Origin of the sequence: Paenibacillus sp. CH40, from assembly GCF_024213605.1 — a bacterium.
Lineage (GTDB): Bacteria > Bacillota > Bacilli > Paenibacillales > Paenibacillaceae > Paenibacillus > Paenibacillus polymyxa_B.
The window spans coordinates 1-19,171 of record NZ_JANAVQ010000012.1 but is presented as its reverse complement, the minus strand read 5'-3'; the positions used below and the strand labels follow the sequence as shown (position 1 = coordinate 19,171).

The 19,171-nt window shown below is 45.6% G+C and carries 22 protein-coding genes, 1 rRNA gene and 1 riboswitch; of the genes, 2 read left to right on the top strand and 21 right to left on the bottom strand.

What is annotated here, in order from left to right:
• Window positions 1-140: 140 nt before the first annotated feature.
• The 9 genes from ispE to NLX73_RS23260 form a co-directional block, all read right to left on the bottom strand.
• Entirely contained in the window at window positions 141-995 is an 855-nt protein-coding gene (ispE, locus tag NLX73_RS23300) for a 4-(cytidine 5'-diphospho)-2-C-methyl-D-erythritol kinase (protein ID WP_165179749.1), read from the bottom strand.
• Between the two features lie 144 nt (window positions 996-1,139).
• Window positions 1,140-1,319, bottom strand: a complete 180-nt coding sequence (locus tag NLX73_RS23295) for a small, acid-soluble spore protein, alpha/beta type (RefSeq protein WP_007428013.1) — start codon at window positions 1,317-1,319, stop codon at window positions 1,140-1,142.
• A 162-nt stretch (window positions 1,320-1,481) separates the two neighbouring features.
• On the bottom strand, window positions 1,482-1,763 hold the full coding sequence (gene veg, locus NLX73_RS23290) for a biofilm formation stimulator Veg (RefSeq protein ID WP_013308120.1): 282 nt from the start codon (window positions 1,761-1,763) through the stop codon (window positions 1,482-1,484).
• A gap of 201 nt (window positions 1,764-1,964) precedes the next feature.
• Window positions 1,965-2,861: a sporulation peptidase YabG gene (gene yabG / locus NLX73_RS23285; protein WP_061831846.1), complete on the bottom strand. Its 897-nt coding sequence runs from the start codon at window positions 2,859-2,861 to the stop codon at window positions 1,965-1,967.
• Between the two features lie 55 nt (window positions 2,862-2,916).
• The gene (gene rsmA, locus NLX73_RS23280) at window positions 2,917-3,801 is read right to left on the bottom strand and encodes a 16S rRNA (adenine(1518)-N(6)/adenine(1519)-N(6))-dimethyltransferase RsmA (protein WP_103049272.1); all 885 of its coding nucleotides are present in this window, start codon (window positions 3,799-3,801) and stop codon (window positions 2,917-2,919) included.
• Between the two features lie 7 nt (window positions 3,802-3,808).
• Window positions 3,809-4,354 carry a ribonuclease M5 gene (gene rnmV, locus NLX73_RS23275; protein ID WP_013308117.1) on the bottom strand — a complete coding sequence of 182 codons (546 nt, stop codon included), beginning with the start codon at window positions 4,352-4,354 and terminating at the stop codon, window positions 3,809-3,811.
• A 146-nt stretch (window positions 4,355-4,500) separates the two neighbouring features.
• A complete protein-coding gene (locus NLX73_RS23270; RefSeq protein WP_254327484.1) occupies window positions 4,501-5,649 on the bottom strand; it encodes a resuscitation-promoting factor in 1,149 nt (382 codons plus the stop codon).
• 271 nt (window positions 5,650-5,920) lie between these two features.
• Window positions 5,921-6,203, bottom strand: a riboswitch (cyclic di-AMP (ydaO/yuaA leader).
• A 201-nt stretch (window positions 6,204-6,404) separates the two neighbouring features.
• A complete protein-coding gene (locus tag NLX73_RS23265) occupies window positions 6,405-7,175 on the bottom strand; it encodes a TatD family hydrolase (protein ID WP_254327483.1) in 771 nt (256 codons plus the stop codon).
• 42 nt (window positions 7,176-7,217) lie between these two features.
• Complete coding sequence (locus tag NLX73_RS23260; protein ID WP_165179748.1) at window positions 7,218-8,501, bottom strand: HD domain-containing protein; 1,284 nt, start codon at window positions 8,499-8,501, stop codon at window positions 7,218-7,220.
• 331 nt (window positions 8,502-8,832) lie between these two features.
• On the opposite strand from NLX73_RS23260, the gene NLX73_RS23255 reads away from it, so the two are divergent.
• On the top strand, window positions 8,833-9,087 hold the full coding sequence (locus tag NLX73_RS23255) for an AbrB/MazE/SpoVT family DNA-binding domain-containing protein (RefSeq protein ID WP_007428005.1): 255 nt from the start codon (window positions 8,833-8,835) through the stop codon (window positions 9,085-9,087).
• 124 nt (window positions 9,088-9,211) lie between these two features.
• Here the strand turns inward: NLX73_RS23255 and rsmI are convergent, their stop codons facing one another.
• The 10 genes from rsmI to NLX73_RS23205 all read right to left on the bottom strand — a co-directional run bounded on the left by rsmI (window position 9,212) and on the right by NLX73_RS23205 (window position 17,143).
• The gene (rsmI, locus tag NLX73_RS23250) at window positions 9,212-10,093 is read right to left on the bottom strand and encodes a 16S rRNA (cytidine(1402)-2'-O)-methyltransferase (protein WP_053324314.1); all 882 of its coding nucleotides are present in this window, start codon (window positions 10,091-10,093) and stop codon (window positions 9,212-9,214) included.
• On the bottom strand, window positions 10,090-10,845 hold the full coding sequence (locus NLX73_RS23245; protein ID WP_254327482.1) for a tRNA1(Val) (adenine(37)-N6)-methyltransferase: 756 nt from the start codon (window positions 10,843-10,845) through the stop codon (window positions 10,090-10,092). The genes rsmI and NLX73_RS23245 overlap by 4 nt, the downstream gene beginning before the upstream one ends.
• A gap of 90 nt (window positions 10,846-10,935) precedes the next feature.
• Window positions 10,936-11,310, bottom strand: a complete 375-nt coding sequence (gene yabA, locus NLX73_RS23240; protein WP_025722558.1) for a DNA replication initiation control protein YabA — start codon at window positions 11,308-11,310, stop codon at window positions 10,936-10,938.
• A 27-nt stretch (window positions 11,311-11,337) separates the two neighbouring features.
• Window positions 11,338-12,138, bottom strand: coding sequence for a PSP1 domain-containing protein (locus NLX73_RS23235; protein WP_013308110.1), 801 nt, complete (start codon window positions 12,136-12,138; stop codon window positions 11,338-11,340).
• A gap of 138 nt (window positions 12,139-12,276) precedes the next feature.
• On the bottom strand, window positions 12,277-13,272 hold the full coding sequence (gene holB / locus NLX73_RS23230) for a DNA polymerase III subunit delta' (protein ID WP_023986424.1): 996 nt from the start codon (window positions 13,270-13,272) through the stop codon (window positions 12,277-12,279).
• Between the two features lie 161 nt (window positions 13,273-13,433).
• On the bottom strand, window positions 13,434-13,877 hold the full coding sequence (locus NLX73_RS23225; protein ID WP_013308108.1) for a YaaR family protein: 444 nt from the start codon (window positions 13,875-13,877) through the stop codon (window positions 13,434-13,436).
• A gap of 197 nt (window positions 13,878-14,074) precedes the next feature.
• The gene (locus NLX73_RS23220) at window positions 14,075-14,404 is read right to left on the bottom strand and encodes a cyclic-di-AMP receptor (protein WP_007427998.1); all 330 of its coding nucleotides are present in this window, start codon (window positions 14,402-14,404) and stop codon (window positions 14,075-14,077) included.
• Between the two features lie 74 nt (window positions 14,405-14,478).
• Window positions 14,479-15,126: a dTMP kinase gene (tmk, locus tag NLX73_RS23215; protein ID WP_013308107.1), complete on the bottom strand. Its 648-nt coding sequence runs from the start codon at window positions 15,124-15,126 to the stop codon at window positions 14,479-14,481.
• A 103-nt stretch (window positions 15,127-15,229) separates the two neighbouring features.
• On the bottom strand, window positions 15,230-16,813 hold the full coding sequence (locus NLX73_RS23210; protein ID WP_254327481.1) for an aminotransferase class I/II-fold pyridoxal phosphate-dependent enzyme: 1,584 nt from the start codon (window positions 16,811-16,813) through the stop codon (window positions 15,230-15,232).
• A 144-nt stretch (window positions 16,814-16,957) separates the two neighbouring features.
• Entirely contained in the window at window positions 16,958-17,143 is a 186-nt protein-coding gene (locus tag NLX73_RS23205) for a sigma factor G inhibitor Gin (protein ID WP_023986422.1), read from the bottom strand.
• A gap of 399 nt (window positions 17,144-17,542) precedes the next feature.
• On the opposite strand from NLX73_RS23205, the gene NLX73_RS23200 reads away from it, so the two are divergent.
• Window positions 17,543-18,070: a hypothetical protein gene (locus tag NLX73_RS23200; protein WP_061831832.1), complete on the top strand. Its 528-nt coding sequence runs from the start codon at window positions 17,543-17,545 to the stop codon at window positions 18,068-18,070.
• Between the two features lie 373 nt (window positions 18,071-18,443).
• On the opposite strand, the gene NLX73_RS23195 is transcribed toward NLX73_RS23200, so the two are convergent.
• Window positions 18,444-18,863 carry a hypothetical protein gene (locus NLX73_RS23195; RefSeq protein WP_013308104.1) on the bottom strand — a complete coding sequence of 140 codons (420 nt, stop codon included), beginning with the start codon at window positions 18,861-18,863 and terminating at the stop codon, window positions 18,444-18,446.
• A gap of 234 nt (window positions 18,864-19,097) precedes the next feature.
• Window positions 19,098-19,171, bottom strand: a 5S ribosomal RNA gene (gene rrf, locus NLX73_RS25250); the annotation flags it as partial.

Below are 19,171 nucleotides of genomic sequence, written 5' to 3'. Positions count from 1 at the left end.
AGTAAAAGCACCGGCGGACTGGCCGGTTGCTGGCGGAATGTAAGTGATATAGTAAAATCCGAATATTTAATAGTAAATATATCATCTTCGTACGTATTTGTACAACAATTACCACTATAATATGAAAGAAATATCTAAAATCAGGTCAAAAGTCGTACTGCATACACATCTTTACAAAACCCTCTTAGTCCATTGTAAATCCGTGGCACTTTGGCTTCCTTCGATACCAGTCCGAACACTGTAGGTCCGCTACCTGACATCAGCACACCGTCTGCTCCTAAGCGGATCATGGAGTTTTTAAGATGCTCTACCTCTGGATACAGCTTTAGTGTTACATCCTCAAGTACATTCCCCAGCGCGTCGCATACATCGGTAAAAGAAGCGTTATGGATCGCATGCTCCATCTGGCGGGCAGACGGGTGGTGCGCAATCTGATCTGCTTTGACACGACCATACACTTCAGCCGTCGATACATTAATCGGCGGCTTCGCAAGGATCACCCAGCATTGTGGCGGATTCGGAAGTGGCTTGAGCAGTTCTCCGCGTCCACTTGCTAAAGCTGTACCCCCTGTAATACAGAAAGGTACATCTGAGCCCAGTTCCGCACCCAGCACCCTTAATTCGGCATCCGAGATACCAAGCTTCCATAGCTTGTTCAATCCACGCAGCGCTGCGGCAGCATCACTACTTCCACCTGCCAACCCTGCCGCCACCGGGATATGCTTATCCAGATGAATGTGGACGCCCGTAGACACGTTATAACGTTCTTTGATCAGACGAGCAGCCTGAAAAGCCAAGTTCTTTTCATCCAATGGTATGTACCCAGCTTGACTTGAAATAATAATGGTATCACGCGGTAACTCAGACATCGTCAATCGGTCAGACAGATCGACCATGGTCATAATCATTTCGACCTCGTGATAACCATCGTCCCGCTTACGTAGAACATCAAGCATTAAATTGATTTTCGCCGGTGCTTTTTCATATATTTTCAAGGCGTTCACCCACCTTCAACTTTTCCCTCAAGACAGCTTAACATATTATATCAGACTCAGCGTGTCAAGTCATGAGGTTCAAAAAAGCGGAGATGACCCGGTCTAATCCCGGATATCCCCGCTTTTCATCAGCACCACCGATAGCTACGATTTGCGGGAAGCTGCCTGCTCGGCAAGTTGGATAGCCCGCTTGACCATATTGCCCGCATCCTTGGCTTTAATGCCTCCCCAGCCTTCTTCCTTGACCGTGTCGTAAAATCCAAGATCTTTGGCCAACTCGTACTTTAGCTCCTCCGACATGACACTCCGTCTTCTTCGGCTCATACATACGCCTCCTTCGGCAATGGAATAAGGAAGATCATTCCCGGCTTAGTATGTGCAGAGATGTCATGCTTCATCCTGCTCTGTATATACAAAACGGCCCCGTCATTTGAAATGACGAAGCCGTCGTTAAACCTGCAAAGCTGGTATAAATCACGAAATCAATTAAGGTGTTTCAAAATATTCGACTACACTTGTATGGGAGTCGGGATCATATACGCTGACTTCTACCGACTCGGTAAGAATGTCAGCATAGCTGTAGGAGACACGTTTAAACGTCTGTTGCTCCTGATCCAGCTTGACGATAAAAACAGAAGGGTACGTTTCTTCCAAGACACCAGTTCGTTCGACGGTCTTACGGCGTCCGCCGTTAGCCCGCAGCAAAATTTTTTGCCCTACATGTGCGTCGAGACTGCGTTTGATTTCCAACAGCGTATTTTTAGCCATTGCCTAACGACCACCTCTTTCCTTGTCCATTATAACGAATTTTAGAGGGATTGTCAAATCAAGCTAAATATTATAACAACACGAAAAATAAGTTGTCAATTTAATTTTTTGCGAACAGGAATAATTTATATAAAAAATGACAAAAAGCCTCTGAAAGCAGAGGCTTTTTGCTCAGGTTAATCCTATTGGCACATTTGAATCCTAGATTGCGGAAGGCGTTACTTTAAGCGTTGATAAATTTTCAAGCTTCGGCAGGCCGATGCGATAGCTTCCCCTAGTTTCAATTCCACCCACTCCACGACTGCCACTGATTGTCTGGTGAAACAGGTCCCCCATGTTGACCGTATCACGGATCGAAGTAAAGGCCGCCTTGGCAGCCACGTATACGGGGTCCAGCGCGTGAATCAGGATACGCCCTGGTGAGCTGGCGAAGTTCGCTCCCGCACGTAGCAGCGCCTCAAAATGGGACTGGCACGCTCCCGCTACAATCGTCAGCGAATCCAGATGACGTTCATATTGTCTTGCTACCTGAATTGCCGCCACAAAATTTTGCGAATTTTTATAACTTTTCAAGCTGTACAAATCGTAAGGCTGTGGCTGCTTCAGCACACCGTCATGTCCAGTAATGACTACGATATCCGGACGGATACGAGGAAGCAGTCGGTACAACGTGTCTGCCATTGCCGATTCGTGAACGTGATGTCCCTCTGCAGGAACACGGAGCTGTTCATATAAACTGAGACATTTTTTCAGATAGCTGGGATCTCCATCCAGGTGAAGAACCTTTCCCGGCATTTCAAAATACGTTGACTCAACCGGATCACTCCAGTCCCCTACCAGAGCTGCCTGACTACGAGCAGCTTGCTGCTGGCGTGCCCGTTGCAACAGATTAAGAGACTCACCAGCCTTAATGTGGGCCTGCTGAGTCTTACCACTAATCTGGTCTGCAGGCACTCTGACCAGATCGTTCACCGGGGAATCGGCCAGCAGCCGAAATTCTATTCCCTTAATGATCGCTTTATCCCGCTGGATGTCCTCAACACGAAACGTGACATCTCCGCCGTACGATTTCCGAACGACCAAGTCTCCTAAACTCATCACACTGTATCACCCCTCCTATATCGTATGGGTGAATGCACAGTTTGGTTCCAGCTTAGGATATACCTGCCTCCAACAGCACAGCGCTGAGACGCGCAAATTCCTCAATACTTAGCGTTTCTCCTCGACGGGAGGGTTCAATACCAGCTTGTTGCAACAGCGGCTCCAGCGTGTCCCTGTTCTCTTTGGTGAAGAAACGGCTTTTTAAGTTATTGGAAATGGTTTTACGACGCTGGGCAAAAGCAGCATGAACCACTTCAAAGAAGTGCTTCTCATCCACCACTTCCACCGGAGGGGCTTCCCGTACACGCAGCCGGATGACTGCAGACTCCACATTTGGCTGGGGAATAAATACTGTATTCGGCACAGTGCAGACTAATTCAGGTTCGCTGTAATATTGCACTGCAATGCTCAGACTGCCGTAATCCTTCGTTCCAGGAGACGCAGCCATGCGCTCAGCCACTTCTTTTTGGATCATAACGACGATATTCTCCAGAGGGAGCTTGTCCTCCAGCAGCCTCATCAGAATCGGTGTGGTAACATAGTACGGCAGATTAGCCACGACACTTACTTTACTCACGTCTGCAAAATCGGCTGCGAACACCTCTCGCAAATCCAGCTTCAGCACGTCTCCATGACGTACCTTCACATGCTCGTAAGGGGCCAACACCTCTTCGAGAATTGGCAGCAGCCGCTGGTCAATCTCGACAGCGGTAACTGCCTTGGCCGATTGAGCCAGCTTCTCGGTCAAAGCGCCAATCCCAGGACCGATCTCAAGTGCACCCTTCGTCTCATCCAATCCAGCAGCATTTACAATCTTATTGAGAATATTTTGATCAATCAGGAAATTTTGTCCCAAACTCTTTTTGAACGAAAAACCGTGCCGTTGAATAATTTCCTTCGTACGCCGCGGTGTTGCTATATCTTGAATCCCTGTCATACGGACATCACAATCCTTCACTTTCAATTTGTGCCAGCGCCCCGGCAAATTCCTCGCGGCTGATCTGAAATACAGAGAGCCGTTTATGTAGCTGCTTTCCGTTACAATAACCAATACCCAGCACATTCCCTAAGGCCATACGGCGTGCAGCAGCATTGGGATGGGTGATGAGTCCAGCATCAATCAGGTCCGCCCACTCAATCAGCGGGTCGGCGCCTTCCACTGTCGTATGGACCCGTGCAAGAGCGTGTCTGATCGCTTCTGGTGAGGCATTCTCCACGCCAATATCTCCTTTACGCGTCGCTTCTGCCTCGGGTATAAAGGCCTGCTTGCAGCCGGGTACCTTGGAAGCGATAATCTTACGGATGCGCTCCCCTGCATGATCGGGATCGGTTAAAATGATGACCCCCCGCCGCTCCTGCGCCAATGCAATTTTACGCAGCGTCATTTTATTAATGGCGGAGCCGCCAGTTTCTATCGTATCCGCTTCAACAGCGCGGCGAATGGCCACCGTATCATCCCGGCCCTCTACCACGATCACTTCCTTGATCATTTGCGTTTCCCTCCACTGCTACACAGCAAGCTATATTTATCTTTCCCTGCTTTTGAAAACAAAATAAGAAGAGGATATCCTCTTCTTAGCATGGCATAACTATGTTGTTAATACTATCGCATTGCCCTCAACATACACAACCTGTTTTAGTTGATTTCAGGCTTTACCGGTCCGATAACATATACGGTTTTACCGTGCTTACGACCAAATTGGTTGGCTCGGCTCAAACTCTCATAATACACATCGATTTTGTGGCCTTTAATCGCGCCACCGGTATCCTCCGCACGACGGAAGCCCACCCCTTCGATGTACACCCACCAGCCGATTGGAATTATACTCGGATCGACCGCGATGGTGCGTCCTTCCGTGACACGTGCGCCGGATGCAGTACGTGTACCGATACCTGGCTCCTGTGAGGAATACGCCGTCATGGAGACATTTTGTAAAACTTTGCTATATTTAAAATTTACGCCTGCTTTACGGACAGCACTGCCCGAACTAACCGTTGTTGCCTTAACCGCATCATTGGGACCGACGGAAGCAGCAAGAACGACCGGTTTTTTCTTCGTTCCTACCGCAATGACTTTATCCACACGGTTCTGTGCAACTTCCTTGTTAACCAGCTGTTTGGATACCAACTTTCCATCATGATATACCTTTTGAACGTGCTGGACGACCACACCCGATTTGCCGCTTTGAATGACCCGATTATCGCCTTTATAAAGACTCGGATCGGCCGTTTTGATGACCTGATAAGGCACCTGTTTTTTCTGTTCGACCTGCTGTTTCTTCACACGGACGATTTTTATGTCCATGTTAGACGAAACAGAGGCATCCAACGCAGGATAAACTTTATCCGTTGATGATAATTTATAGCCCGAGGTACGAATGGCACCTTCTACTGTATTTTCTGTTGTGTACAGCTTTTTCGTCTCATTGCCTGAAGATACTTTAACCTGATTGGCACGTTTAATGACTACGCGATCGCCATCCTGTATTGCTCCATTTAGCGGCATGGAAACTGTATCATGCGGCTGAAGTGAAATGGAATGCTCGCTCAGCAAATCTTGAAGCATGGATTCCCGGGTTTCTACCGCAGACGCCTTGCCATCGATGACAAAAAAGACTTGTTTTTTAGATTGCGTGTACATCAGAATTGAAATCATAATCGTTAGCGCGATTAGAAAAATAGCAACCAAAGCAGCCTGGCGCACATTCTCTTGCTTCCAACGCAATACGTAAGACATGCTGGATGAGCGTGACTCATGGGTATCCTTTTTTTGGAAAATGCCCATTTCCTCCGTCCTCCTTACATAGCCCGCCGTCTGGAGTAAGACATAGTTGAGATTTGACGTGACTATAACAGATTTTCTACAAGACAAGCCCAAACTACGACTGTCCTGCACCATGTACCCGTCTTCGCGGCATGCTGTCCTCCCCTGTTTAACCACAGTATGATGACAGATTTTCTTTTATTCACAACAAAAAAAGCCAGAGAAAGAGACTAGAGAGCTCTTTCGTGGCTTCCGGCATGTGTGAATATGCGGGAAAACTCATGCACGAGATGGCTTCTCTCTTGTTACGCTTACGGGGTTAGCTGTCGGGTTCGGACGTAGAGAGTCGCCCTAGCTTGGGTCAACCGCTCATGGCGGTCGCCTTCACATTCACCCCGAAGACCCAGAAAGAAATCGAAATACGGCTCCTCCACCTGTTCAATCCCATCCGGGAAAAGAATTTAGGTCGAGCCGGCTGGCGGAAGAGACGTTCCCTTCTTGCACATACGCCGGACGTACTGTAAGCCATATCGGTTCCCCCGTTCCCTGTAAAAGGGACTCAGCGAGACTGGTTCATGAAATGACTTGTTGATGTTTACATTCAAACAACAATTCACTGAAAAGATGATATCCTGTTTCTATGCATGTTGTAAAGCAGGTTTCAAGTACATTTTTTAAAATATTCGGTTAAAATATTGTAATATTCTCGAGTTTCCTGCAACAAATTCATGATTAGCTTCGTCTATCTCTTTATTTTGATCGATTTCTTCACTTTTTCATTGAATGTAAAATCGTTCCAGGGCATTTCGGGTCGTTATTGACACTACTTCCTCCACTGTAATCCCTTTGATTTGGGCTGCAGCCTCTGCTACCAGTCTCACCTGTGCAGACTCATTTCGCTTCCCACGAAACGGATGAGGCGTCAGATAGGGAGCATCAGTTTCAATGAGCAGACGGTCCAGCGGCACCTGTGCGAGCACCTCTTTTGGCTGCTTGGCATTTTTGAACGTTATTGGACCACCGAAGGAAAGGTGAAATCCCATATCCAGCACCATTTTGGCTGTCTCCCAGCTACCCGAAAAGGAGTGCATGACTCCACCAATCTCACTCGCTTTTTCCTCGCGCAAAATCTTAACAATATCTTCATGTGCATCCCGGTTATGAATAACAATGGGCATCTTGAGCTCACGAGCCAGACCAATTTGATTTCGAAACACCCGATGCTGCACATCCTTCGGTGATGTATCCCAGTAATAATCCAGACCGATCTCCCCGATGGCTACAACCTTTTTATGACTGCATAACGATGCAATCCATTCTAGATCGCCCTCCTGCATTGTAATAGCATCCTGTGGGTGCCATCCAACTGCCGCATAAATAAAATCATACGTCTCGGCCAATTTCATGGTGGATGGAATGGTCTCACGATTAAATCCGATATTGATCATCCGCGTTACTCCTGATTCGACAGCACGTGCTATAACTTCTTCACGATCTTCGTCAAATTGTGGCGCATCCAAGTGAGTATGAGTGTCGAATAAATCCAAGGTTTACATCTCCTTTTTTTACTTACATTTCTATATAGTTGTCTATTCTTTGACAAAATAATTCCTTATTTCGGCAGGAAGCCTGTCTTTTACCGCGTTCAATTTATTCTGGGGAAAATACATATGATATTTCCCTCGGTGAATACCACTTATTGAGCGCACAATTTCCGAAACTTCGGATATTTCACTCACCTCGCCCTGACGTCCAAGCAGCAAAATCTGGTTGTCCGTCGAGCCACCCTGCCGAAACACATCATAAGGAAGATCTGTCGGAAAATCAATTTCAAAATCATATTCAGGGTGCAAACCGGCCTCTTTCAAAGCTTCTCGAATACTGTCAATGGTATCTGTATCCATATTTTCAATCTCTACATATTTATACAATCTACGGTCCATAAACCGGCTGCTCAAATCACTTAAAATCTCGTCCTTTTCTCGTTTCCACTGGCTAAATACGGTCTGGATTAATGACTCGTCAAGCATCAGATATTGCTCTACTGTAAGATCTCCTTTCAACAGATCCGGCAACGGGTCCAGCAGAAATCCAAACTCATATCCGTTTTTAAACAATTCCTTTGCTCGCTTGAAAATTTTACGTAAAAGGATTTCCGAGCTGCGTGTTACAGGATGAAAATAAATTTGCCAATACATCTGGTAGCGTGACATTAAATAATCTTCTACTGCATGCATACCTGATTCCTTCACAACAATTCTCCCATTATGAGGACGCAGCAGTCGTAAAATACGATCCAAATCAATCGTGCCGTAGTTGACACCTGTCGAGTGAGCATCCCGCAACAAATAATCCATACGATCGGCATCTAGCGGACTGGTTACCAGGTTGACAACAATCGGTTTATCATACGTTTTGGCTATAACCGCAGCCACCTTTTGTGGAAGCTTCTCGTCGACTTGCCGTAGCACGGCGTTGATCTTCGTGTCTCCCAGTACAATGCGGCATGTCCAATCCTCATGGTTCATATGAAAGGCTTCCTCAATTGAATGAGAAAATGGGCCGTGCCCCACATCATGCAATAGAGCTGCACACAGAGCAACCAGTCTTTCCTCCTTCGGCCAATCCGGGAAATCTCCACGTTCAAATTGAGAAATAATACTTCTCGTAATCTCATATACGCCCAATGAGTGTGAAAACCGGCTATGCTCCGCTCCATGAAACGTAAGATACGACGTTCCTAACTGCCGTATGCGCCGTAAACGTTGGAACTCCGGCGTGTTGATCAACCGCCATATCACAGTATCCTGAACATGGATGTAATTATGTACCGGGTCTTTAAAAACTTTTTCTTCACTGAGTGGCTGGTGCAAGATATCAGCTCCTTTAATATTCGGAATAATGGATTAAAATACAATAAAATCCTAAATGGTTTCCCTCATTCGACATTCTTTGTCGTAATATGTCGAATTATAGTTTTTCGACATTTCCAAATCGACAAACTGAATAAATCATCAATGAGATAAGGCAATACACACAAGTAAAGCTCTTTAATCTAAATACTTTTGCATAATCAGACTGTTACTACATTTTTAAGGTTGACTGTTTTGGGAATCGTTGGTATAGTAAATATCAGAAAAGAGAAAATTTTGTCGAATCATGACACTTATATTATTTTAAACGGCGAGAGGAGCCTGATTTATTATGATGAAATCCACTGGTATTGTAAGAAAAGTTGACGAGCTCGGACGTGTTGTTATTCCAATCGAATTGCGCCGTACCCTGGGAATCGGAGAGAAAGACGCTTTGGAAATTTATGTTGATGGCGAACGCATCATGCTTAAAAAATACGAGCCAGCTTGTATCTTCTGCGGCAATGCTGAGAACGTAATTTACTTCAAAGGAAAAATTGTTTGCCAAGATTGCATTTCTGAAATCCCAACACCTGTGACAAACTGAGAATTTTAGTATATAATAGACTTATCAGATATTGTTAATTCTAACCTTTTTCATATATACTCCTTGTTGCCTTCCACGGTTTGAACCCAACCGTTGGAAGGCCCTTTTTTGTTTAGGCAGATATTCATAAGAGTGCGTTGTAAACATCTCTCTTGGAGATTGAACGATCTGTGGCTGTACGCTTCATTGCATCCTTGCGTGTGAGTCCCTCTGCCTCATAATGTGCGACGTGGGACTCCAAAGATAAAGACTGCCACCATGCCTGACGTTCCTGTTCCTCTTCCTCTTCGTCTTTCCCTTCAACCACCAGACAATATTCACCAATCGGCGGATTCTCCTCTAGTTTAGCAAGGCATTGCTCCACGGTTCCCCGCACCCATTCCTCATGCAGCTTGGTCAGCTCACGCGCAAGCACCACTTTGCGTGAACCTAATGTTTCCTTCAACACCATCAATGTCTTCACAATACGATGAGGCGATTCATAAAAAATAATTGTGCCGTGAGATACCTGAAACGATAGCAACAGCTTCTCTAGGTCCTTTTTCTCCCGTGGTGGAAAGCCAGCGAAGGTGAACCTTTCTGTATCCAGTCCTGAGGCAATTAAAGCCGATAGTGCCGCATTTGCTCCTGGGATAGGAATGACGCTAATTTCCGCTTCCAGTGCCAGTTTGACCAGATCCGAACCAGGGTCAGAAATGGCCGGTAGACCTGCATCGCTAACCAGTGCCAAATTTTTTCCTTCTATTATATAACGTATCAGTTCAGGCCCACTAGCAGCCTTATTATGTTCATGATAACTGAAGAGCATATCCGGTGTAATTTCGAAATGAGTGAGCAGTTTGCGTGTCTGCCGTGTATCTTCAGCAGCGATAATACTACATGATTTTAAGGTGTTAATCGCCCTAAAGGTCATATCGTCCAGATTTCCAATAGGTGTCGCAACAAGATACAACTTTCCCCGTTCTTCTTCACTGGTACTAAAGCTTTTTTGTACAGCTGCTTTCACACAGAATCCCCCTTGCTTACTTCTCCATAGATATCTCTTATTTCCTGAGTATAATTCCCATTTTCCTGATATACAATGAGCGGAGGCAACAAACGAACCTCCGGTTTGCCGTCACGTAATGCTTCAACCAGGACCATATTGGCTTCCATATGAACTCGTGGGTGAACAAAACGTATTCGTTTGGGTTCCAAACTATGTTTACGCATCAAGGTTATAATCTCACCCAGCCGCTGCGGGCGATGAACCATAGATACCTTTCCCCCATTACGGACAAGCCGGGTGGATGCCTGAATGACTTCTTCGAGTGTGCAGTTCACTTCATGACGAGCAATTGCCTGGTGAGGATTCAGCTTGATATCGCTACCATTTAGCGGCATATAGGGGGGGTTCACGGTAATCGCATCATAAACACCATGTCCCGTGGTGTGAACCAGCTCACGTAGGTCCCCTTCCCGAATCTGGATTGCTGCTTCTAATCCATTCAAGCTGACACTACGTCTAGCCATATCTGCCAAACGTGGTTGAATCTCAATTCCTTCAATAGACGCCTTTGTTCGTGTCGTTAGCAACAGCGGGACAACCCCATTGCCAGTACACAGATCCAGAATCTTTCCACGCTGCGGAATACCGGCAAAACGTGCCAGCAAGACCGCGTCCATTGAGAAACTGAATACTTCATCACTTTGGATAATACGCAAATTATGTGAAAGCAGATCATCAATTCGTTCCGACTTCTTTTCATTTTCGTACATAGTGCTCTCCCATCTTTTATAACCAAAATCGCTTTTCACTCATACTTCCTTACAAAAAAGCCGTAGGCATCTTGCTCCTACGGCTTGTTTTTATTTATTCAAAAATGACAGACAGAAGAGGCAATCGCCTTCCGTTCGCAAATGTCCGTAATACACGTTGCATATATGAAAGCCTTCATGATACAGCCTCGCTAGATTGTCGTAGCCTTCGCCCACGACCTCACCCGTTTGCCCTTCATCCTTAATGACGATCGGAGGAGGAAGCTTCGGCTTGTTTGCCGTCTTTTCTTCTCCAGAGGTTTCACGTTTGAGCATCTTGCGCACCTGTTCGTTTTCAATCGTTAGTCGTTGATTTTCCTCCAGCAGCTCTTTTACTGCCAGTTTCAATTCACCCAGATCGCTATGCAACTGTCCCATTTGGGTTTCCATTTCGTGAATACGCGCAAAAACATTTAATTTATCCAAGTTTCCACCCCGAAGCAACCTAATGGTTTACTTGACGACTACATCGTCCATTGGAAGTTCCTTGACCTTACTGATCTCAAATAGTTGAACATGCACCGTGCGATGACCTGCATTCACACCTACGACTTTACCTTCTCCCAAAGAGGTGATAACCATCTTACCCACCTGAGGTAGCTCTTCTCGCATGCTTTCGTAGTTATCATGTTCAAACTTGAGACAGCACATCAATCTCCCGCACAACCCGGAAATCTTCGTCGGATTCAGCGACAAACTCTGATCCTTCGCCATCTTAATAGATACCGGCTCAAAATCCCCCAGCCATGAGGAGCAACACAGAATACGTCCACAAGGTCCGATTCCGCCAAGCATTTTAGCCTCATCCCGTACGCCGATCTGCCGCAGCTCGATCCGTGTACGAAAAATACTGGCCAAGTCCTTTACAAGCTCTCGAAAATCCACCCGACCCTCTGCCGTAAAATAAAAAATGATCTTATTTCGGTCAAATGTAAATTCTACATCTACCAGCTTCATTTTAAGGCCATGGTCTTTAATTTTATTTAAACACGTGCCGAATGCATCCTTGGCCGCCAATTTATTCTCTTCTACAACAAGAGCGTCATCATCCCCAGCAATACGAATGACTTTTTTTAAGGGCAGGACAACATCCGAATCATTTACCTCTTTTTTGCCCACTACAACCTTGCCATATTCAATACCGCGCGCGGTCTCTACAATGACGCAGTTTTCTTTCTCCACTGGAAGATCCAGCGGATCAAAATAATAAGTCTTGCCCGCCTTCTTGAAACGGACACCCACTACACTATACAAAAATTAACCCCCTTGTATGCCACTAAACCTCATTTGAAGCCGACATTGTACGAATGGCCGCAATTGAAGTCTCACTGTCGCACAAACCGGGAACCTGGCGTCGCGGATTGTGCAGAGTGGAACAAGCGCGCCTTCCTGTTAGCCGGTGATAGAACCGCTTGTATCGGACAACCCAATCAGAAGCTGCTCCACGCATAATTGCCCGTTGACGTGAAAACGGAGCTTCTTCCTGCAATTCGCGGCCAAATCCATATAAGAGACCCATTGTTCCGTGCTGCGGGTGATTGCCAATTTGGAGACGGACTCCAAATGATCTATGAAAACAATGCTTTCGTGCCTTCCGTAACGGAAATGAAGCATATCCTTAAACCACAAATGAAACAGATGAAACAGAATATCCAGGTGTTCAGAAAGTCCAGTTTTAAAAATCTTCTGTTGAGCCAGAATAATAGACGAGCTCCCCCGACTCATGGACTCCTTCACTAATTGTAACACTACGTTTCTAATTTCTGCAAACCAATTCTGCTGGAGAATTTCTCTACATGATTCCAGTCCTGAAGCAATATGAACGACCGACCGGACAAGCCCTGCTGTATAGCCTTCCCCAATTAATGCCTGCATCATCACCTCCGGCTGTAAAGCGTGGAAAGGGACCTGCTGCGTCCGTGATTGAATCGTAGGCAGCAACGCCTGTCCATTTTCAGAAATGAGTATGCCGACCACTGGAATCTGGGGCTCCTCCAAAAATTTAAGTAGGCTATTAGCAGCTTGCACTGTCATGGTATCCGCCTGCCGAATGATATATACCTTCGGATTGGAGCTTTCAGATTTGTAAGAAAATATACGTTGAAGCCCACGAATCTGATCAATTTTAATCGTAGCTCCATCGGGCTCTACAATATGCAAATCTGGATGATTCCCGTGCTCTACCTTGCGGCATGACAAACACTCCCCGCATGCATCATCCGTCTGTCGCTCACAAAATAAAGCCTTAGCAAAGATCTGCGCCATGTTCATCTGCCCGCTTCCCGGCGGCCCGCTAAAAACATAGGCATGGTTGACCGTATGATTCCGTAGTGCACTTTGCAGCATTTTTTTGGCTACATCCTGGCCCATTATATGTTGAAAAGACATATTTCCTCACTTTCTCCACTGAAAACAACTGTGATCCCTCAACAAATCGTTGTTCTTCCGGGCATGTACATAGTCAAAAATAATCTGCCAGCATGATCAGCAAGCAGATTATTTCTTCGTGGCAACAGCCCGTCTGTATTCATTTATAACATAAGTCTACATTAAAATGAGAGATTAATTAGCAATCCTCTGATCTCACCGACCCCTTGCAAAAGCTCAATCTTGCCTTGCTCGGTTTCGAGCAGCTCATCCGCCATTTTGAGCAACAGCTCATCCACTTCATCTATCAGCTTATAACGTTTGCTGCGTCCCCGGCGATCCCAGCCCTTCGTGTCCTTCATGGACACGCCTCGCCGAACGGTATCTTCCAAAAACCGTTTAACCAACATCTTATAGGCCTTCAGCTCACGAATCGTCATTGAACGTGCAAGACGATCTCCCTGCATTTGTATTTCCTTAAAGCGCCGATTCAATTCCTCCTGCGAAGCTTGCTCCCCATTTTGCTGCATAACGTCGGAGAAGCTCTTGGGCTGAATTGGCTTTGCACTCATTTCATTTGTAGACAATGTACTTTGTAAAGGGCGATAGCCCGGATTTATTTTCATATAAACCTGCTTTCTCCCCGGATGCTTCCACTTTCCCCCTTCATGAACAGTTCAATCTAGAACTCAGGGTTTCTTCGGCTTTCCGGGAACTGCGCTGTAGCGCTACCGTTTTAGTGGATCTGCCCTCACTCTCATCATGTGAGAAGATACAGGCGATTCCCCTATCATATCGGCAGAATAGGCCCTATTGTGTAGATTCAGAAATGCTCGAAACGGTCTACAGGCATCACGAATACCGTCGCTCCACCCACCTGGACTTCAACAGGCAACGGTAAATAGGAATCCGTCGTCCCGCTCATAGGGGTAACGGGTGTGACCAGCTGTTCACGAACCTTGCAACTGCTGCGAATGACGTTCATTAATGAGTCCACCTGATTGTCATCAACACCGATCATAAATGTCGTATTACCAGCACGCAGAAATCCTCCTGTGCTCGCCAATTTAGTAGCACGGAAATTAGCTTTCACCAGTCCGCTGGATAATCTGTTACTGTCCTTATCCTGTACAATCGCAATAATCAGCTTCATCCTGTATTCCTCCTTCAAGTCATATTAGAGACAACCTTGTCCCTAGCTCAATTTTACCGTATATCCTTCGACAATTATATGCTAAAATTCTGAACAAACCGCTTTTTCAGCAAATCCTTCAATACTTGCTCCACCTGCTCTGGCGCCGGAGATGCATCAACAATTGTAATTCGCTCTGGAAATTTGCGAGCCAACTCCAAATATGCCTCTCGCACCTTATGGTGAAACGATATACTCTCCATGTCGAGGCGGTCCATTTCTGCTCCTCGTGACGCATTAATTCTTGCCAATCCCAATTCGGGCTCAATATCCAGATAAAATGTGGCATCCGGCTCCCAATCATCCACCGCGAAGCGATTAATTGAAGCTACCTCTTCAATTCCGATCCCTCTTGCAAATCCTTGATAGACCAAGCTACTATCCACAAAACGATCACATAATACGATAGCTCCCTGTTCAATAGCCGGCTTTACCTTCTCCACCAAATGCTGACGCCGCGCCGCCGCGTATAAAAGTGCCTCTGTTCGAGCATCCATACTGGTATGAGCAGGGTCCAAAATGATAGAACGAATCTTTTCGGAAATTTCGATGCCACCCGGCTCCCTCGTCGTGATGACTGGATAGCCTTCTTCCTCCATAAACTTCGCCAGCCGTTGAATCATAGTTGTTTTACCGGAGCCGTCTCCCCCCTCCAGTGTGATAAAAATGCCTTTGCGATTCATGTTATTCCCTGCTTTCCTGCCTGAAAAATAAAAGTCACCCATAGGCTACGTATGCTTCTTTTATTCAGTCTTCTGTATTTGTTAAGTCTCTAGTATCTAATCTTTATTGTAAACGGAATACCCGAATTGTAAGCATACTTTCATCTGCTACCCCGTGCCACTTGGCTCCCAGCTCACGTAGACGACTCATCCGCAATGCAACCGCTTCTGTAATCGTTTCTCCTGCATATAGCAGTGGAATACCTGGAGGATACGGGATAATCATTTCAGTCGCTACCCTGCCAGCGGATTCGTCTACAGGCACGGTCTCCATCTGATCCGGGCTAATCGGTCGAAGCCCAAACGGCACCGGACTAGAGTATCCCTTCATTCTATCATTGTTCCACGTGGAAAAATCTAATTCGAATCTTTGCTGCTCTTTTTCCGTTGACCCCGGCTCACCAGCCGTCTCCTTAAATCTTATATCATTATCTATATGCACAAGAGCCTGCAACAGGTGACTCGCATCCTTAGCCGTAGAGCCTAACGTAAACAATAAAACAACATGTTTTTCGTCACTCATCTCTGGAGTACATCCATAAGTCTCCAACTCATGCTTGAGTCCAAACCCATCCAGTATACCCCATGTATCATACAGCACCAATTTAAAAGGATCCTGGGTTGAATATCCGCTTATTCCCTCATCAGCCCTTTCTAGGACCTCAGAGATTCCCCTGTGAGCATATTCTCCCTCTAGTGCCTGCTGTGTAGGTTCTAGCAAGCGAAAGCGTGGGAGCTGCTCCAGGCCCTTTCTAAAAGCATCTGCCGCCGCTAAGCCCACTGTAAAAGCATCTGTTCCATACGCCTCTATATACCATCTTGCCAAATCCAGTGAAGCCATTAACGGATAAGAAGGGCTAGAGCTTTGCACCATCGCCAAACGCTGACGAAGCAGTTCCCGATGGATTCTCTCTCCCTGCACATGTAACATGGCCCCCATGGTCATGGCTGGAAGCATTTTATGTGTCGACTGGACGACTACATCAGCCCCGCAGGATAGCGCAGAGGCTGGCAAACGAGGATGCAGCCCATAATGGGCACCGTGTGCCTCATCTATCAATAGCGGCACATGGGCTGCATGACAGGCCTTAGCCGTTGCCTTCAGGTCATGCCCCATCCCATAGTAATTAGGTAGTGTAAGTAACACCCCTTTAGCCGAAGGATAGGCCTTCAGTGCAGCTTTTATTGTATCCGTCGTTGGGGCAACCGCCAGCCCGCTTCGTGTATCTATTTCCGGATCTAGGAATACCGCATTAGCCCCTGACAGCATGAGACCGTTCAGGACAGATTTGTGTACATTTCTCTGTACCAGCAGTAGATCTCCCGGCTCCGTACATACAGTTAAAATCATAGCCAAATTACCGACCGTACTTCCTCCAATGAGCCAAAAGCTCTCTTCAGCACCAAAGCACTTTGCAGCCAGCTCTTGCCCTTCACGAATCACATCTTCTGGGTGATGCAAATCATCCAGTCCAGTAATTTCTGTCGCATCAATAGACATCACTTCTTGCAACAGAGATGCAATATTTTCATGCTCATATACTTGTCCATTTTTATGACCGGGTACATGGAAAGAAGCATTGCCCTGAGTCCGGTAACGTATTAGAGCTTCCATTAATGGTGCATGTACCGCCTTTTTCCCCATCATTCTGCAATCCTTCCAAACAAAGCTTTATATCTACCTTATTTTATCGTAAAATCAAGCGGAATCCTACTTTTACTCACAGAAAAAAAGGCCCGTATCGACAGACCTTGGAATGCCAATCCTTCAAAGACTAATTAGCAAAGGATATTATGCATTTTTCTGTACCCAGATTTGCTTTAGTTGATCAATAAAAAAATGATATTTGGCATCAGTTGCATCCGTGTGCACCATTTCAGCTTCACACGTATCACAGATAAACTCGGAAACGATAAAAATGCCTTCATGCTTGTGCTGCCCGCATATAATACAGCGGTGGCCGCCTTGATCATGCATATCCATCCCACCTTGTTTCTTTTACTATTAGTATGGGGCACTTTCTACTATTTTAAACCTTTTCATAGCCCAGTTCGACGATATACTCTATATATATTCCATCTGGGCCATTATGGTGTTTGTACCCCGTATGTTTAAAAAACAGCCGTCTATGCCGATATAATAAGAAAAGCTCTTATGTATGGATACCCTTTCATCGGAGCCCTTGAACACTTCATCAGTGATAGCTTTTCCAGTAATTATAGACTAGGCTAGCTAACACTGGATGTCGATCATTCTGTATTTCTACAAAAACGATTAAATGCTTATTTAAGCGGCATGAGCGAAGTACCGTCCCTTTTTCCGGCTGTGGACGGGAAGCCACTTGTGATGCAGTAGATTAATGAAAGGACTGTTCGCATGACAGAGGAAACCGGAACCAAAGCTACCTACTATCACTACAAGCTCATTAAAAAAATCAGTATACCGCGTCAACTAATATGGAGTCATATCACACTGCCTGTTATTATGCTTCTCTTTCTGCTTCTTGCCTTTTCCTGGACTAGCGTGTTTTTGTTTGCTCTTGCCTTTTTCCTAACCTTATGGGTACACTTCGTAATCTCACGATCTGTCCTATACATCGGTGGCGGAACATCCTTCCGCAAACGCTGGGCATTCCACCGTAAATTACCTTGGCTAGGCTATATGACAGACCAGTACATAGGCTATAGCATCTTTCGTCGTGTGCACATACATACCCTCTGGATCGGTATCTGCTTATCAGCCGTATTCATTCTCTGGTCTCCACCAGCCTTTACTGTATCCTTACTCTTCTGGCATCTATGGCTTATTGCACCGCGTCTATACATCCTCAGTCGGCTTACAGGCGAGAGAAAAGACGGCATGTTGAAGTTTACCGATGAAGATGCCTCATATTATCAACAGTAAATTTAATCACTCATTATCCGTACAGATAGAAAACTCAGGTCTGAACTAACCTACCAACGATCTAGACTGAAGCAATAAAAAAGGAGCAACCTCAAACGGTTACTCCTTTTTTTTGTGTCTTAACAATTAAAATCGCTTTATTCTCTTATCAAGTAAACTTTTCCTCATCGTTATCCTCGTTATTCATGTAGAGCATTTGATCAACATGCAAATATATAAAAGGAAGCCACTCCCTACTCAACGGCAGTTCTGAGTGCTTCCCCATATCCGATCTCTTCATTCATCATTATACACAGCATACAATATGCTGAGTTTACTATAAATATGATCTACAATAAATCCTATGCTACTTACTCGGTTGAAAACCGTGTCCCTAATTAAGATCCACGCTTTTGCTCTTCACAACAGCCTTTCTGTCTTTTGGAACCAATACAGTAAAAGAACCATCATGCACAGACAAATGCACCATATGCTTATTTTTCTGAAACACCTTCTGATTCGAGGTGGATAAATTCGGTTCCTCAGTCCAGCCCCAAGCTGCAATCTCTTCTAAATAAGGAGCAGGTAGACTATCACTTTCCTTCAACGCTGGCAGTGCATAGCGAACATAGTCCATGTCCGAATTACTGCTGGCCCGATCGGTTTTACTAGCTTCTTTAGGAACCGGAAACGTCTTCTCGTTGGCAGCACCCTCAAACGATGTCCAAGAAGGCTCCTCTTCCACGCACCCGGTAAGAATCGCGACAGCGACACTGAATAGCACCAATAGAGCAAGCCATTTATTTCGCCGCATGATCTTCCCTCCTTACCAGCCTGATTGACTATACAAAATCCTATGATGGAGTTTGCATAAATCTGCAATAATGCAGCGTGTGTGTATGGGATTCAATACCTATATTATACAGGGTTTACTCCTACATTCCGTAACAAAAATGTTACCTTCCTTTTGTAAGGATATTTCTAAAATATACGTATATGCAAAAAAAGAATCATAATCTCAACGAGATCATGATCCTCTTTACTTGTTGCTTGGCGACGTCCTACTCTCCCAGGACCCTGCGGTCCAAGTACCATCGGCGCTGGAGGGCTTAACGGTCGTGT